This window comes from Acidithiobacillus sulfurivorans (assembly GCF_018853815.1).
GTDB classification, from domain to species: Bacteria; Pseudomonadota; Gammaproteobacteria; order Acidithiobacillales; family Acidithiobacillaceae; genus Acidithiobacillus; species Acidithiobacillus sulfurivorans.
The window spans coordinates 98,435-113,552 of sequence record NZ_JAAOMP010000126.1; the positions used below are offsets into that span (position 1 = coordinate 98,435).

A 15,118-nucleotide genomic window follows, 5' to 3' on the forward strand; every position below is an offset into this window, starting at 1 on the left:
CAATGCCGCTAATCCAGGATGTGTATTTGGGGGCCACTATAGCGATACCCGAACCCCGGAACGGTTTCCATCCAGTGATGTAAACCGGTATGTTCAAACAGGCGTCTTAGCCGATATACCTTTACGACCAGCGTGTTGGGGGCAATAAACACTTTTCTGCCATTTTTCAGCGCTTGCGTAAGTTGCTGGTAAGACAATGCCTGGCCAGGATTCTGAACCATGCAGCAGAAAAGGGTGTACAGATTGCTGGGGAGATAGATTTTTTGATCATCGACGTTGACTATCCGAGCCTTGTGATTAATCGAAATGTGAATAGATGCGGTCTGATCTGCTTCGCTGAAGTCTGGCGAGGGAACCTGTTCAAGTAACCTGTGCAGATAGGCTAAAAGAGGCGCAGTACCCAGGCTCCAGGGAATGAAGGTTTGGGCTCCAGATTTTATGGCGTCCTCGGCAAGATGGCCCAATAAAGCATTTTGAGCCTCAACCATTACCAAAAATGACAGATTTGATCCATAATTTTTTTGTAAAACCAAGAGCATTTCCCTGATTTCATCATTCCAGCCATTGGTGATGACGACCAGCTTATTTGAGTGGTTTACCATTTTCTCGTAGTCCAGAGCGGATTTCACAGTCTGTACTATATAAGCGGTATTAAAGTTTATGGTTTGCAACAGGTTGGTTTCATGGGCATCTCGTTCCGGTGACAACACCACGATATCCGGATCACTTTTGAACACGCCTTTTGCTGTGGGCAAATGTAACCAGGCGAGGCCATCCATCATGATCCAGTGCAGATGAGCGGAGATGAAGGGGAGTATAGAAGGTGAAAACATGCGTATGGTCCTGCATTTTGGATAAACTGGTTTGTGGGTAAGAACCCGTTAAGCCTTATATGGTAGCTGCTTTATATGACATTATTATGACAATCTGCAGTTCTTGAGTTATTTCTGGAAGAAGTCAGGAGTGGCATGTCATGTTGCACGCTGTTGTTTCAATAGGCTCTGCTTCATAGTGAAAATAGTCATAATATCGTCATCAAATTGTCATCTGTTTGACATATTTCCCTGATACATTGTGCGGCTGCAAAACCAAGGGCTAGTTCAGTCCTTAACGCTTACATAAAACAGGGAGAAACAAAATGATGAGCAAATCCATATTATTACGTCCTTTGGTGCTGGCCCTTGTAGCTGGTGGTATGTTGTTGACGGTTACTGATGCCATGGCGGATACCATCACCGCTGCCACCTTGAGCAGTCAGAACAACGCATCGGTGAATGTGGGAGAGGTCAATGCGGCCGCAGCTTCTGAATCATTTCTGGGTAGCAGGGGGGTTCATTCATTAACTCAAAAACACCGATTTAACTCCGGTCAGTCCATAAAGGTCTTGGACAAGCAACAAATTGCAGCCGCAGGACCCGTAGGCGGCAGTGCCCAGGCACTAGCCTACGCACCGGGCGTGAACGTGACGGGATACGGGAATACCGGTTCCACCAAAACATCCATTAGTGTCAATGGAATCAGTCAGGGCTGGGGTGGTTTTGGCGGGAGTGTCATAGATGCCGGCAACCTTTCCGTGACCTTTGATGGCGTTCCCATGGTCAATCCGTCCACTGGTCTTTGGGAAAGTCCGCAAGTACCACAAACGGGAATTTTGCAGGGAATAGGTATCACCTACGGGCCGGGTAATCCGGTGGATCGTTGGTATAACAACATTGGTGGCCAAATCGCCTTTGTCCCTTTGCAGCCAACGGCACAGCCGGGCGCCAGTATCAAAATGACCTACGGAAGCTATAACGCCAAGAATATTGTGTTCAATGTCCGCACTGGCAGTATAGACGGATGGTCGACCATTATGGCGGGTGGTGCAGGCTCCAGTAACAGTTATCGGCAAAGCCCGGATGGATTCGCGGATCCCAGTTACAATTATGCCTGGTTTTTGAAAACCAAAAAAACCTATACAGATGGGAATTTTTCATTGGGAGCCTATCTGGCTAAGGGGTCTGGATATCGTCCGGTTCCGGTTCCAGTCAATCCTATTGCCGGCGTTACTTATACCGGTGCCGCAACGGGACCATTATACAGCCAGAAGACCACCGGTTTTTATTCGTCCATTCCTTTTGATATCTGGAACAAAGATGACAGTAATACGACCTGGTTGATCTACAGCAAGCTGAATCAGAAGCTGGATAATACCTTTGGTTTGCATAATATGATCTGGTATCGTTACGGTCACCGGTTGCATCAGCATTATAATAATTACGGCTTGAGTAATCCCAGCAATCTCTATGAATACAATAATCCTCATGACAGTGTGTACGGAGACAAGTTATGGATTTCCGCCAAGCTTCCCTATAATGAGGTCAGCTTCGGTGGCTTCTTTCTGAACAGTCAATATAATACCAAAAACGCTTTTTATAATCCGGCAGATGGTGGTTCTCTTGCGCTCCCCAATCATTCCTATCGGAATGATATTTTTAGCCAGACAGATCTGGCGGTATTTGTGCAGGATCGGATCAGCCCCATGCATAATCTGCATATTACTCCGGGTGTGCGCTTTATTAATTACCAGACCCAATATACGCAGGGTGCAGATATTCCCGGAGCAACAGGAACCAATCAAGGTAAGCTACCTGCTTCCAATCGCAGTTTTACCAAGGTGGAACCCTCTGTGGACTTCAACTGGAAGCCGATGAAGTGGTTGGCGGTATTTGCAAGTTATGCCCAGGCTTATAAAGAACCGCAGGTTGGCGGTGGTGGTGGTCTCTACCAGACTATTCAGCCGGTGTATAACCTTGAACATAGTGCGGACTATAATGCGGGCATAAAAATGCACTTTAATGATGCGGACTATCTCCATCATTTCCTTGCAATGTTTAGTTTTTATCATTTGCATTTCAGTAATCAGTTTGTTGCTGCCTATGATGGTAATGGAAATTATCTGGGTGACGCCGATGGCGACTCTATTTATCAGGGTGTGAACATCGCTCTGGAAGATGATCCCATCTATAATGTACATGTTTTTGCCAACCTGAATTTCGAGAAAGCCACATTTGCACACTATACGACGGGAGGCGTCAGCTATCAGGGCTTGCCGGTATCCAACGTCCCGGAGAGTACATTCAATATCGGTGCCAAATATCGCTATTTCCTGGATGGCGTTCTAATGTCACCCAGCATTTGGTATACCTATACCGGTGCCCAGAATATGTGGAATAACAATACGGTTATGCCCAGCAGCCAGAAAATTCCTGCCTATGACACGCTGAACCTTGGGTTGGAAAGTGTCATTTCTACCCGTGGATCGGTACCCTTGCTAAAAGACGTGAAGCTCAACCTGGATATGCTGAATGTGACCAACAATCATTATAATCCGTTTGAGTATGTCACTTCTGGTGGTTTGCTGGGTGGGAGTTCACAAGGACAGGTGCTGGCTCTTCCCGGAGCGCCGTTTACCGTCTATGGAAGTATTTCTGCTGACTTCTAAAAACCTTTGCACAGCAGGGATGGAAATTTCTCCATCCTCGTGTAGTGATTTGGTACGGACAATGCGGTAGACCCCAGTAACCACAAGATTTTTGTTTATGTGGGTGAGGCGCATGCGGTTTATGTGTATCAGCCTGTACATAATTGAGGGATAGACTTCGGGTTGCTGCTTGTAGATATAATTCACGACTTGCCATAAGCAAGTCGTTTTTTTAAGCAAGCAACCGGACATTTTATAAAAAGGGTTTCATTTATGCACGGATCAGATAGCTTACCTTGGCCACGCAGTGTCAAGTGGCTACATATATTTTTAGCGCTGTTCATCACCTTTCAGTTGATGAGCGAGCTGGACATGAAAGCCATCTGGAAACAGGTAGGTATTTCAGCGTTTCGGCACTTTCTGTTTGTATCGCATATGTGGGTAGGTATAGCCAGTACCCTTGTGATCGTCCTGTTCTGGCTGGTTGTCGCCAGGAACGTCCAATTACGTGCCCATCTGTTTCCCTATCATGGGGTTTATTTGCAGCGCATTGGCAAAGATATTCAAGGTGCGACACGCGGTATTTTTCCTCCGGCGGGTATGCGTGGCGGCTTACCGGGCCTGGTCCATGGTTTGGGTCTTCTGGCTATTTCTGCCATGGGGGCTTCGGGTGTGGTGATGTTTGTGATGATTTATGCTGCTGGCGGCGTTAAGCCCGGCGATCCCTATGCTATTCCCCATGCTATCCATTCCCTGATTGCCAATCTGGTATGGGCCTACTGGTGGGGTCATATTGCCATGGCCCTGCTGCATGCGTCGCGAACCCCACGGATTTTGAGGATATTTATTCCCTAATTTTGTGCTAATCCTGGGGCTGTATAGTGCGTAAACGGAAGGGTCAAAAAGATTCATCCACATTTTAACGCATGACACAGGAGCGCAGTTATGAGCATATCTATACGGTTGGTTGGGAGTATTTTGGGCGGGGTTTTACTCTTGTCTGCTTTTGGCGCTTATGCTTTTACCGGCCAGGAATTGGCCGGTAAAGCGAAGATCAGTATTGCCCAGGCACGCACGACTGCGTTACGGACATATCCAGGTAGCATCACCGATCAGGAGCTGGAGAAAGAGAAAGGAGGCAGTGGGTTACGATATTCTTTCGTGATCAAAAAAGGGCGTGTCAGCCATGAAGTAGGTGTTGACGCGATGACCGGCGCCATTCTGGAGAACTCCGTTGAGGGTGACCATGGGGATTGATGGTTTATAATTTTCAGGTGGGGCGAACCCGCTCTTCGGAGCGGGTTTTGCCAGCTTTTTGGGGGAGTATGACTAAAAATGCGTATTCTTCTGGTTGAAGACGACCGAATGATTGGTGAAGCCATCTCTGTTGCGCTGCGGGATGCAGCTTATGCGGTGGATTGGGCGCGTGATGGTGAAACGGCCCTGCAAGCCATTGCCAATCAGGAATATCAGGCCATTCTTCTGGATTTGGGCTTGCCCAAACTGGATGGTTTTACGGTGCTACAACGTGTCCGGGTAATGGGTAATGCTCTGCCGGTTATTATTATTTCCGCCAAAGATGCTTTATCAGACCGGATAGAAGGTTTGGACCTGGGTGCGGATGATTATCTGGTTAAACCTTTTGCCATGGACGAATTGTTGGCGCGCTTGCGTGCCATTATCCGTCGTCAGGGTGGACAGGGTTCGCCCGTGCTCAGCAGCGGATCCTTGCAGCTCGACTTAAGTACCCATATCGCACAAATCGGCGAAGTCAGTGTGCTGCTGAGCCGCCGGGAGTTTGCCTTACTCCAGTCTTTATTATTACGTCCCGGTGCGATACTGAGTAGGGCACAACTGGAGGAGCGCCTGTATGGTTGGGGCGAGGAAATAGAAAGTAACAGCATTGATTTCCTGATTCATGCTCTGCGCAAGAAACTGGGTGCGGAGGTCGTCAAAAACGTGCGCGGTGCGGGCTGGATGATTCCGCGTCATTTATGAAAAGATCTTTGCAGCAGCGTTTGTCCATTGGACTAAGTATGGCGATTGTCTGTACGGGTTTGCTGGCCGGTTTGGCAGCTTTCTTTTTATCCCTGAATGAAGCCCAGGAATATCAGGATGCTTCCTTGCAACAGATTGCTGCGCTGGTCCCTCCTCAGGTCTGGCAGAATGCTTACCGCTATGATCAACGTCATGTGGATATTGATCCAGACGCGCGTATCGTCGTTGAACCGTTATGTTTATCAAATTGTGGGAAAGTGGATACTCCCTTGCAACTGCCCCCGCAATTGTCACAGGGATTTCATACGGTTGCTGTCGAAGATCAGGATTGGCGGGTTTTTGTACGGCGTCTGGGACCAGATAAGGCGCTGGCCGTGGCACAATCTACCGATCTGCGCAGTGATGCGGCTTTTGCCAGCGCGCGTTTGACCTTGTTGCCCTTGTTGATTTTGATTCCGTTGTTGGTGATATTTGCGCGGATTATTGTCCGCCGCAGTCTGGCTCCGATCCATGCTTTGGCCAAGGCTGTGGATCAGCAGAATGCCGACCGACCCACGCCGCTTTCTGTGGAACAGGTCCCCGAGGAGGTTGTCCCATTTATACAATCCCTGAATCGCCTGCTGGAAAGGATTCGGCAGTTGTTGGATAAGGAGCGTCGTTTTATTGCCGATGCCGCTCATGAATTACGCACTCCCTTAACGGCCTTATCGCTCCAGGTGCAAAATCTGGAGCGGGCGGATTCTCTCGAGGAAGGTCGAAAACGTTTGCTGCCTCTACAGGATGGTCTGGAACGGACCCGTCATTTGTTGGATCAGTTGCTGGGTTTTGCCAGGCAGCAGAGTGTTGTTTCCACTATAGAACCGGTTGATCTGACCGCCGTAGCCCGTCAGGTCGTGGAAGATCTTTACCCGCTGGCTGAACTGAAAAAAATAGATTTTGGCATGGATGCCGAAAAACCTTTGCGCGTGCAGGGTAGTTCCGCTGCCTTTTACAGCCTGTTACGCAACGCCGTGGATAATGCCCTGCGCTACAGCCCGGAAAATTCCGAAGTGACCGTGCGGGTGCGCAGCGAGGGAAATGATGTGCTGCTGGAAGTGATGGACAGTGGTCCGGGGATTCCGCCCGATGCGTTGGAGCGCGTATTTGATCCTTTTTACCGACTTCCCGGTTCAGCAGGTGACGGCAGTGGTTTGGGCCTGAGCATCGTGCGTAATATTGCCGAACAAATGGGCGGACAAATTACGCTACGGCCCCGATCAGATCACGCCGGATTGCATTTCATCTACCGTCAAAAAGCTGGCTAAGTTTCGTTATGACGCAGCAGCATTCTATACGCCGAAGGCCGGTGTCGAGCTTGGTCTCGCGCTTGTGGCTGAATTTGTGGGAGTCTTCATGCTGGTTTGTCCTCATGAAATATTGCAGAATCAATCCGTTGGCATTGAGGGGGTGAAGGTGCAGAATAATTCGTGGCGCTGCAGTAGGCGACTCCTCCGCGTAGCGGCTTCGTCCAACAATTCGTCCAAGCCGACGCCGCTTCGCGGCGCGTCTTAACTCAGGTGTTGGGCCTCACAAGCCGTGAATAGGCAACCTTGCCGTGATTGCGCATTGGTATCCGTTCGGATACACTGGGCCACATGAACACCTTTCACCGCTCCGATGAATTCGACTCTTGACTCTCGGCATTGCAAGACAAGGTGGGCCGTGGTCGCATCGCTCACCGTATCCGGTCTGCCGAGCATGGCAACTTCGGTGACTGCGAGCCGGTGGGCGAAGGGGTCTCCGAAATGCGCGTCCATTTCGGCCCAGGCTACCGAGTCTATTTCACCCGTCGCGGTGAGGTGATCTATCTGCTACTGTTGGGCGGAGACAAGTCCTCGCAGAAGCGCGACATCAAGTGCGCCATTGAGATGGCGCGGGCTTTGGATAAGGAGTGAACCATGGCCAAATTTGCCCCCTTCGACGCTGCTGATTACCTCGACGATGAAGAAACCATCGCGGAATACATAACCGCCGCGCTGGAAGATTCCAATCCCGATGTATTTCTAACCGCAGTGCGTGATGTGGCTCGCGCCCGCGGTATGGCACAACTCGCAAAAGATGCCGGCCTTGGCCGCGAGAGTCTTTACAAGGCGCTTACGCCTGGTGCCAAACCACGCTACGACACGATGCTCAAGCTACTTCATGCTCTCGGCGTAAAGCTCTCAGCTTCTCCGGTCCATTCATGAGCACTTCACGGTTCCCCACCGAGAGGCCCAACGAATAAGGTTAGATCGTGCGAAGCCACGATCTGAACCGTTTGTTGGACGAGCCCGGTTCTGCGCGCCGACCGGGCTGCACAGAAAATATATATTTGGGAAGTACTCCGACTTGGAGTTTCATTGAGAGGATGTGGGCTATTCCACCCGCTTCGTGCCTGCCGTTGCGGCAGCCGATGCCCATTTTACTCGTTGGCCGGTCGATGCTGCTGCGAATTGCCCAGATTCAAGGCAAGCCAGCGCCTCAGCTTGCGGGCGCTGACTCCCCCGATACCTGCCGAAGGGCGTGGCGCCTACATGGTCAATGCACTCCCTCGGGAGCTATTGGCGGTGGCATGCCCTCTGAAGACGTAGTTGCCTATGCGGCGGATGGCGCGGGCGTACGCCTCGATGGTCTTGGGTTGCAGGCCTTTGAGCTTGAGGTGCTTGAGATGCGTCTGGTATTGCCGCTCAAAGTGATCGGCGGTGGGAGTCTTCATGCTGGTTTGTCCTCACGAAATGTTGCAGAATCAATCCCTTGGCTTATGCCGCTTAAGTGCCACGCCCTTGACATACCAAATATAATATAACCATAATTTGGCATGTGGCGCATTGAGGAACACCGCCGTGTCGATAAACAGCTTTCCGGTAGCGTGCCGCAGGAAGTGCTAAAGCGGTATGAGAAGTGGAAAGATATTGCCGCAATTTCCGGCCCGCCGGGGCTGCGCGCAATCAAAGGGTTCCACGATGAGGCGTTATCAGGTGAGTGGAACGGCTATCGCTCTTCTCGTTTGGGGCTGCAATGGCGGGTTATCTATCGGGTTGTCGCTGACGTTTTGTTAGTCCAGGTGGTTCAGGTTACACCACATGATTATCGGAGGCCGTAGCATGAAAGAGTTTCACCCTGCTAAAAAACGCATTGAAGTTACTGTCGGTGAGTCCGTTCGCATTATTCGCGAGCTTCAAGAACTAAGCCAAAATCAATTGTCAGAGCTTACAAGTATTCCGCAAGCCACCATTTCAGCCATTGAAAATGGTCGCGTCAACCTCGGGGTTGAGCGTGCCAAAGTACTCGCTCGTGCCTTGAAGTGCCATCCGGCTGTTCTTCTGTTCCCCGGCTGGGATGTTCCGCTTGAGTCAGTGGCATAACAATTCAGTCAACCGGACGGTTACTTCAAACGTTATGTTTGGTTTTAGCTCTTCTGGGCTCAACTGCCGGAAATGAACATTGAGGGTATCAAGATGAACTCAGAGCTGAGAGAACTTCCAGTCGAAGAACGCATCAAGCTCGTCGAGGAGTTATGGGATAGCATCGCCTCTGATCAGAAGACATTACCACTTACCGAAGAACAAAAGGCTGAACTAGATAGACGCCTTGAAGCCTACAAAGCCGATGGAAACCGTGGTCGCTTGGCAAGCGAATCGATTTCTGAAATTCGGCGCAAGTTGTGACGCTTGAGATTCGATTATGGACGGAAGCAGAGCAGGACTTAGCGGACGCGGCAGCTTGGTACGAAGGGCAGCGACAGGGTTTGGGGCATGAGTTCCTTGATGAAGTAGACGATGCTTTCAAGCATTGCAGAAACCCCGCTGATCTACCCAGACGTCTATAAGAGCACAAGGCGGGCCGTCATTCATCGCTTTCCTTTCAGCGTGTATTTTCAAGCGGAAAGCGCGACAATTGTCGTTATTACGGTAATGCACGGGAGCCGAAATCCACACCGCTGGAAAGGTCGCACATAACCAACCCATCGAAATATTGTGACTACGACTCACTACGTACTGGAAATCCTCATCCTAAGTTTCGCCTAATTCCATCATGACATACTGATCGACGGGTGGTTAACCGGCACCTCGATTACGAGCCCTCAACCTTCAGGGAGCATTGGATTTATATGGCATTACGATTATGGTTCGCCATCACGGCGAGCCTTTTGTTACTGCTGACTGGATGCGCGCATTATCAGGCAGCGCCTTTGCCTGACCATCTGTCCTCGATGCAGAGGGTGCATCGGGAAATGGCAGCGGCGCTGGGGCGCATGCATCCCCATGTCCAGTCAGTGGATTTGCAGGGACCATTTTCCGGGAAGGTACTTGGGACGATTGCGGTGTTGCTCAACCCGCAGTTGCGTGCCTTGCGGGCGAATCTGGGGGTCGCTCAGGCCCAGGTTTTCGCGGCCGGCTTGCTTCCCGATCCCCAATTGTCAGTGAGTGCGGACTTGCCCAGTAATGTCGCAGCCGGTTATTACAATGCCTATAGCATGGGTTTGAGTTGGAGCCTCACCAGTCTGTTTACCCGCTCTGCCAATCTGGATATTGCCCGCGCCCAGCAGAAATCCGTGCGATATCAGGTTGCCTGGCAGGAGTGGATGCAAGCCGGTAATACGCGCGTTCTTGCCCGTCAGCTTTATTATTTGCAGGCGCAGGAAGTGGTCGCGGCAGCAGCGGCCAGGACTACCGGGAAATTATATCAAGCCGCCGCTGAAAATTTACGTCTGGGTGATACCACCATCACCACCGCTTCACTGCGGCAAGTTGCCTGGCTGGATAGTCAGGATCGGGCTTTGGCCTTACGTCGACAAGTCACAGATACACGCCAGAAGCTCAATCAGGCTATTGGTTTGCCCCCGAAAATGACACTCGGCATAAAGCCCCCGCAGCTTTGGAAGCGCATGCCCGATGCGGCGTCATTAGTGAAATTGGCAGACCAGCAACGGTTGGACCTGGTGGCCCTGCGGGCCGGTTATCAGGCGCAGGAAGCCCGGGTACGGCGGGCTATTCTGGGTCAATATCCGGGTTTCACCATTGGTTTCGGAAAGGCTGCGGATACTTCCAATATACAAAGCTACAGCCCGAGTTTGACCCTGGATATTCCCCTCTGGAATCGGAATCGGGGGGCCATTGCCGAAAGCGAGGCTACCCGTACTCAACTGCGGGCAGCCTATACCGCCCGTTTGTTTCAGACCCGCGCCGACATTTACCGCCTGGTGACGGATCTCCACCGTCTGGCCCAGGAAATCCTGCCTCTGCAGCAACAGGTTCCGGAACTGGAGAAGGCCGAAAACCGCTTACGCAAGGCGGCTGCCGAACATAACGTGACCTTGCTGGATTATGAAACCATACGTAGCCAGTCCCTGGCGAAGCGTCTGCAATTACTGGCGTTGCAGGAGTCCTATGCCGCCCAGCAGGCCGCTCTGGAAATGGCGGTTGGAGTACCTTATGCAGATTGGGAGAGTCGGAAATGAGAACACGGTTTTCGGGCGGAAAAATCCTGGCATGGGGATGCTGCCTGTGCTTGCTGTTGGCGGGATCTGCCGGGGCAGAGGTTTCCGCTCTGGTAAAAGTCACGCCGGCGCGCATGATGTCCATGGCAGATCAGCTTCGGGTCTACGGTACCGTAGAGTTTGCGCCGGAAGATGGCAGGACCATCGTGCTGCCAGCCGAAACCCTGGTCAATCAGGTGTTGGTGGCTGCCGGGCAGCGGGTTAAGCAAGGACAACCTTTGCTGCAGATACAAGCTTCGGTCAGCGATCAACTGCAACGGAAACAGGCGGAAATTGCCCTGAAATTCGCCATTGCCGACCAGCAACGGGTGGCAAGCCTGCGCCAGCGTCAACTGGCGACCAATAGCCAACTGCAAGGGGCCGATCAATCTCTGGCGCGGGCGCGGGTAGCCTTGCAGGATATCCAGCTGCGCCTGCAACAACTGCAAAAAGGACAGGTCTCTGCCCCTATCAACGGGGTGGTGACCATCGTACATGTCCATCAGGGTGATCTCGTCCCCGCTGGCCAGCCTTTGCTCAGTTTGAGTACGGCTAATGCCCTGCGTGTATTGTTGGGGGTAGAGCCAGCAGATTTGTCGCGCATTCAGGTGGGAGATTCAGTACAGCTGCTCCCGGTATATGGAGGGCAGCCATCGGTGCAGGGAAAAATCCAGCAGATTTACAGTCAGATTGATCCGCAAACCCGACTTGCCCAGGTGGTGGTCCCTTTGCCCGCCCGCCCCGATTTAATGCCGGGTGCCATGCTGCAGGCGGAAATTATTCTGCATAGACAAAAGGCTGTGGTGGTTCCGGAAAGTGCGGTGCTCCGGCAGGGCGACAAATCCTATTGTTTCGTAGATGTAGCAGGAAAGGCCGAAAAACGCTGGATTGAAACCGGTTGGCAGCAGTCTGGATGGATTGCCGTCACGCAAGGATTACGTCCAGGGGATGCGGTGGTCAGTCTCGGCAACTATGAGCTGAAAAACGGCATGGCCTTGCGGATAGAAGGGAAATCCTGATGGGTGCCTGGTTACTGCGGCATCGTCGTTCCATGCTTTTCCTGTTGCTGGTGTTGGTCCTGGCGGGTCTGATGTCTGCCATGAAAATGCCGGTGGCCCTGTTTCCCAATGTGGTTTTCCCACGGATCGAAGTAACTGTAAATTCCGGGAATATGCCCATTCAACAGACGGAAATCGCCGTCACCCGGCCGTTGGAGCAGGCCTTGCGGGCGGTTCCCGGTGTAGAGCGCATTCGTTCTACCACGGCGCGTGGTGCCGCAGATGTGTCCGTACAGTTCGCCTGGGGCAGCAACATGACGGAAGCTTTGTTGCAGGCGGAATCAGCAGTCAACAAGGTATTGCCAGCTTTGCCGCCAGATACCCGGTTTACGGCGCGACGGATGGATCCGACTGTGTTTCCCGTGCTGGGTCTGTCGCTGACATCGGATCGTCTGGATCCGGTCGCCCTGCGTCGCTATGCCGAATATGACCTGCGGCCGCTGCTGTTGGCTATCCACGGTGTGGCGCAGGTAGAAGTGCAGGGCGGGGCGCGTGAGGAATATCAGGTGGTGGTGGATCCCATGCGTCTGCAGAGTTATGGGCTGCGTCTGACGGAGGTGGAGCAGGCACTGAGTAACGGCAATGTCATTACCGCCGTGGGTCGTTTGCAACGTCACTACCGCCTCTATCAGATTCTGAGTGAAAGCCCCCTGAAAAATGTGCAGGATATCCGGCATATCGTGCTGAAGACCGGTACGGCCGGGGTTGTGGACTTGGCCGATGTTGCCGAGGTTCGGGTAGGAACCGCACCCCAGTGGACCACAGTGACGGCCAATGGCAAAAACGCTGTGCTGGTCAATATCAAGCAGCAGATGGGTGCCAATACGGTGGCCATCGATCAGGCTATCCGTACCTTGTTGCGCAAGGATGCCAAGAGTATTCCGGCAGGGATAAACCTGAGTACCTGGTACGATCAGAGTCAGTTGATTACCGCCGCAGCATCCAGTGTGCGGGATGCCATTTTTATCGGCGCGGCTTTGGCGGCTCTGGTGCTGCTGGCATTTTTACGAAATTTGCGGCTGACCTTCATTGTTGCAATCGTGCTGCCCAGTGTGCTCCTGGCCAGCGTGCTGATCCTTTATGTGTTGCACCAGAGCTTTAACATCATGACACTGGGTGGTATGGCGGCGGCCGTGGGCCTGGTGGTAGATGATGCCGTGGTCATGCTCGAACACATCATGCGCCGCATTACCGATAACCCCAGTGAGGATGAGCCGGTGTCCGTGCTGCATTCTGCCCTGGAAATGAGTAAACCGCTGGCGGGCTCATCGGCAGCAACCATCATCATTTTCATACCGCTGGCCTTTTTATCCGGGGTTACCGGTGCTTTTTTTCAGGCATTGGCCATTTCCATTGCAGCGGCCCTAGTGGTGTCCTTTTTGGTGGCGTATCTGGCGGTGCCCCTCCTCGCCGATCTGCTCCTGAGACCCCAGGATGCCGAGCAGGCCGAACATCAGGGCCGTTTTTTGGCCTGGTTCAGTCGCATGTATGGGCATTATCTGGAAAGACTGTTGCGGCGACCATTGTTTTTATCTTTAATTGTGCTGGTCTTTCTGCTGTTGGGAGGATGGTCCTACACCCAGGTGGGCAGCGGTTTCATGCCCGCGATGGACGAGGGGGGCTTCGTGCTGGATTATACCGCTGCCCCCGGTACTTCTTTGGCGGAAACGGATCGACTTCTGAATCAGGTACAGCAGATTCTCGCCAAAAATCGGGATGTGGCCAGCTATTCGCGGCGCACGGGTCTACAATTGGGCGGAGGCATCACAGAAGCTAACACCGGAGACTTTTTCATCCGTCTCAAGGGGCAACGACAGCATTCCATATGGCAGGTGATGCAGGCCGTTCGCGAGCAGATTCATAATCAGGTTCCGGGCTTGCGGGTGCAAACGGGGCAACTGATGGAGGACCTCATCGGAGATTTAACCGCCGTACCCCAGCCTATCGAAATCAAGCTCTTCGGTGCGGATCCCCAAACTCTGCAAAAGCTGGCCCGGCAAGTGGCTGGACAAATCCGGCAGGTGCCCGGTGTTGTGGAGGTTTTTGACGGGATTACCATTGCCGGTGACGCCGTTGATATTCATGTGGATCCGGTGAAGGCCGCCCTGGCGGGAATGACTCCGGGTCAGGTCAGCAGCCAGTTGCAAACCTTGATGGAGGGCCGCGTGGTCAGCCGAATACCCCAAGGCCAGGAAATGATCGGGGTCCGCGTCCGTGCTCCCCATGCACTCTGGAGTGAAATCCATCGCCTGCGACAACTCCCCATAATTGCCCCCGATGGGCATTATCTGACCCTGGGACAGGTGGCAGAAATTCGTACGCAATCCGGGCAGGCGGAATTGAACTCCGAAAACCTCAAACCCATGGTGGCAGTGACGGCCCGTATCGAGGGGCGGGCGATGAGTACGGTGATGGACGCAGTGAAGGCCCATCTGGCCCACCTGCAGTTGCCCCAAGGGGTCTACCTGCAATATGGCGGATTGTACCGCGAACAACAGCAATCCATGCGCGAACTGGCGCTGGTGTTACTGGCGGCAATTCTGCTGGTGACGGTGTTGCTCCTGTTTCTCTATGAGCGTTTTACCGTGGTCCTGAGTATTCTCGCTACGGCTCTCCTGGCCTTGGGTAGCGTGTTTATCGGTCTATGGCTGACCGGCACGGAGCGCAATATCACGGCTATGATCGGGATAACCATGATCGTCGGCATTGTCACGGAAACGGCGATTTTCTTTTTTGCGGAAGCGCAGTCTGCGGAGTACGACGAACTGGTTCGGGCTGGTAAGGCGCGGCTACGGCCGGTGCTGATGACGGCTATTATCGCCATTTTGGCCCTCATGCCGCTGGCCTTGGGGATGGGTGCCGGGGCACAAATGCAGGCACCTTTGGCCATCGCCATTATTTCAGGATTGCTGGCTGAAATTCCTCTGGTACTGCTGGTGATGCCTGGAATTTATGCGTGGCTGGAAAGACTCTCTAAAAAGGGATCAGTGCGTGTTATACACTGATCCAGATTTTGGCCTCTCAGGATTTGCGGAGCGGGCAGGTCCTGATGCCGAAGAGCGAGTAGGCTGGACACCAACCGACCAAACCGGTGATCAAGGG

General features: G+C 52.6%; 16 protein-coding genes. 13 read left to right on the forward strand and 3 right to left on the reverse strand.

Annotated features, from left to right (window positions below; translation table 11 throughout):
• Window positions 1-8: 8 nt before the first annotated feature.
• Window positions 9-833 carry a winged helix-turn-helix transcriptional regulator gene (locus HAP95_RS12010; protein ID WP_215884438.1) on the reverse strand — a complete coding sequence of 275 codons (825 nt, stop codon included), beginning with the start codon at window positions 831-833 and terminating at the stop codon, window positions 9-11.
• Window positions 834-1,138: 305 nt separating this feature from the next.
• Here HAP95_RS12010 and HAP95_RS12015 point away from each other — a divergent pair, with 305 nt between their 5' ends.
• From HAP95_RS12015 to HAP95_RS12045, 7 genes are all read left to right on the forward strand, one after another.
• Window positions 1,139-3,484, forward strand: coding sequence for a TonB-dependent receptor (locus tag HAP95_RS12015; RefSeq protein ID WP_226832748.1), 2,346 nt, complete (start codon window positions 1,139-1,141; stop codon window positions 3,482-3,484).
• A gap of 252 nt (window positions 3,485-3,736) precedes the next feature.
• Complete coding sequence (locus tag HAP95_RS12020; RefSeq protein ID WP_215884439.1) at window positions 3,737-4,318, forward strand: cytochrome b/b6 domain-containing protein; 582 nt, start codon at window positions 3,737-3,739, stop codon at window positions 4,316-4,318.
• A 90-nt stretch (window positions 4,319-4,408) separates the two neighbouring features.
• On the forward strand, window positions 4,409-4,720 hold the full coding sequence (locus HAP95_RS12025; RefSeq protein ID WP_215884440.1) for a PepSY domain-containing protein: 312 nt from the start codon (window positions 4,409-4,411) through the stop codon (window positions 4,718-4,720).
• A 78-nt stretch (window positions 4,721-4,798) separates the two neighbouring features.
• Window positions 4,799-5,461, forward strand: coding sequence for a response regulator transcription factor (locus tag HAP95_RS12030; protein ID WP_215884441.1), 663 nt, complete (start codon window positions 4,799-4,801; stop codon window positions 5,459-5,461).
• Window positions 5,458-6,765 carry an ATP-binding protein gene (locus tag HAP95_RS12035; RefSeq protein ID WP_215884442.1) on the forward strand — a complete coding sequence of 436 codons (1,308 nt, stop codon included), beginning with the start codon at window positions 5,458-5,460 and terminating at the stop codon, window positions 6,763-6,765. The genes HAP95_RS12030 and HAP95_RS12035 overlap by 4 nt, the downstream gene beginning before the upstream one ends.
• 378 nt (window positions 6,766-7,143) lie before the next feature.
• Entirely contained in the window at window positions 7,144-7,395 is a 252-nt protein-coding gene (locus HAP95_RS12040; protein WP_215884443.1) for a type II toxin-antitoxin system RelE/ParE family toxin, read from the forward strand.
• Window positions 7,396-7,398: 3 nt separating this feature from the next.
• The gene (locus HAP95_RS12045) at window positions 7,399-7,686 is read left to right on the forward strand and encodes an addiction module antidote protein (protein ID WP_215884444.1); all 288 of its coding nucleotides are present in this window, start codon (window positions 7,399-7,401) and stop codon (window positions 7,684-7,686) included.
• Window positions 7,687-8,009: 323 nt separating this feature from the next.
• Here HAP95_RS12045 and HAP95_RS12050 read toward each other — a convergent pair whose 3' ends face one another.
• Complete coding sequence (locus tag HAP95_RS12050) at window positions 8,010-8,195, reverse strand: hypothetical protein (protein ID WP_215884445.1); 186 nt, start codon at window positions 8,193-8,195, stop codon at window positions 8,010-8,012.
• A gap of 102 nt (window positions 8,196-8,297) precedes the next feature.
• On the opposite strand from HAP95_RS12050, the gene HAP95_RS12055 reads away from it, so the two are divergent.
• The 6 genes from HAP95_RS12055 (at window position 8,298) to HAP95_RS12080 (ending at window position 15,021) form a co-directional block, all read left to right on the forward strand.
• Entirely contained in the window at window positions 8,298-8,582 is a 285-nt protein-coding gene (locus tag HAP95_RS12055) for a type II toxin-antitoxin system mRNA interferase toxin, RelE/StbE family (RefSeq protein WP_215884446.1), read from the forward strand.
• A gap of 1 nt (window position 8,583) precedes the next feature.
• A complete protein-coding gene (locus HAP95_RS12060) occupies window positions 8,584-8,844 on the forward strand; it encodes a helix-turn-helix domain-containing protein (protein ID WP_215884447.1) in 261 nt (86 codons plus the stop codon).
• Window positions 8,845-8,937: 93 nt separating this feature from the next.
• A complete protein-coding gene (locus tag HAP95_RS12065) occupies window positions 8,938-9,147 on the forward strand; it encodes an addiction module protein (protein ID WP_215884448.1) in 210 nt (69 codons plus the stop codon).
• A 443-nt stretch (window positions 9,148-9,590) separates the two neighbouring features.
• Window positions 9,591-10,940, forward strand: coding sequence for a TolC family protein (locus HAP95_RS12070; protein WP_215884449.1), 1,350 nt, complete (start codon window positions 9,591-9,593; stop codon window positions 10,938-10,940).
• Entirely contained in the window at window positions 10,937-11,977 is a 1,041-nt protein-coding gene (locus tag HAP95_RS12075) for an efflux RND transporter periplasmic adaptor subunit (RefSeq protein WP_215884450.1), read from the forward strand. The genes HAP95_RS12070 and HAP95_RS12075 overlap by 4 nt, the downstream gene beginning before the upstream one ends.
• Window positions 11,977-15,021, forward strand: a complete 3,045-nt coding sequence (locus tag HAP95_RS12080) for an efflux RND transporter permease subunit (protein ID WP_215884451.1) — start codon at window positions 11,977-11,979, stop codon at window positions 15,019-15,021. Before HAP95_RS12075 ends, HAP95_RS12080 begins: the two co-directional genes overlap by 1 nt.
• Window positions 15,022-15,037: 16 nt before the next feature.
• On the opposite strand, the gene HAP95_RS17525 is transcribed toward HAP95_RS12080, so the two are convergent.
• A complete protein-coding gene (locus HAP95_RS17525; RefSeq protein WP_226832754.1) occupies window positions 15,038-15,115 on the reverse strand; it encodes a YgaP family membrane protein in 78 nt (25 codons plus the stop codon).
• Window positions 15,116-15,118 lie beyond the last annotated feature (3 nt).

Coding starts and splice junctions, on each gene's coding strand:
- HAP95_RS12080 (WP_215884451.1), top strand. CDS start 11,977: ATGGGTGCCTGGTTACTGCGGCATCGTCGTTCCATGCTTTTCCTGTTG.
- HAP95_RS12075 (WP_215884450.1), top strand. CDS start 10,937: ATGAGAACACGGTTTTCGGGCGGAAAAATCCTGGCATGGGGATGCTGC.
- HAP95_RS12015 (WP_226832748.1), top strand. CDS start 1,139: ATGATGAGCAAATCCATATTATTACGTCCTTTGGTGCTGGCCCTTGTA.
- HAP95_RS12055 (WP_215884446.1), top strand. CDS start 8,298: ATGTGGCGCATTGAGGAACACCGCCGTGTCGATAAACAGCTTTCCGGT.
- HAP95_RS12070 (WP_215884449.1), top strand. CDS start 9,591: ATGGCATTACGATTATGGTTCGCCATCACGGCGAGCCTTTTGTTACTG.
- HAP95_RS12020 (WP_215884439.1), top strand. CDS start 3,737: ATGCACGGATCAGATAGCTTACCTTGGCCACGCAGTGTCAAGTGGCTA.
- HAP95_RS12025 (WP_215884440.1), top strand. CDS start 4,409: ATGAGCATATCTATACGGTTGGTTGGGAGTATTTTGGGCGGGGTTTTA.
- HAP95_RS12045 (WP_215884444.1), top strand. CDS start 7,399: ATGGCCAAATTTGCCCCCTTCGACGCTGCTGATTACCTCGACGATGAA.
- HAP95_RS12030 (WP_215884441.1), top strand. CDS start 4,799: ATGCGTATTCTTCTGGTTGAAGACGACCGAATGATTGGTGAAGCCATC.
- HAP95_RS12010 (WP_215884438.1), bottom strand. CDS start 833: ATGTTTTCACCTTCTATACTCCCCTTCATCTCCGCTCATCTGCACTGG.
- HAP95_RS12060 (WP_215884447.1), top strand. CDS start 8,584: ATGAAAGAGTTTCACCCTGCTAAAAAACGCATTGAAGTTACTGTCGGT.
- HAP95_RS12050 (WP_215884445.1), bottom strand. CDS start 8,195: ATGAAGACTCCCACCGCCGATCACTTTGAGCGGCAATACCAGACGCAT.
- HAP95_RS12035 (WP_215884442.1), top strand. CDS start 5,458: ATGAAAAGATCTTTGCAGCAGCGTTTGTCCATTGGACTAAGTATGGCG.
- HAP95_RS12065 (WP_215884448.1), top strand. CDS start 8,938: ATGAACTCAGAGCTGAGAGAACTTCCAGTCGAAGAACGCATCAAGCTC.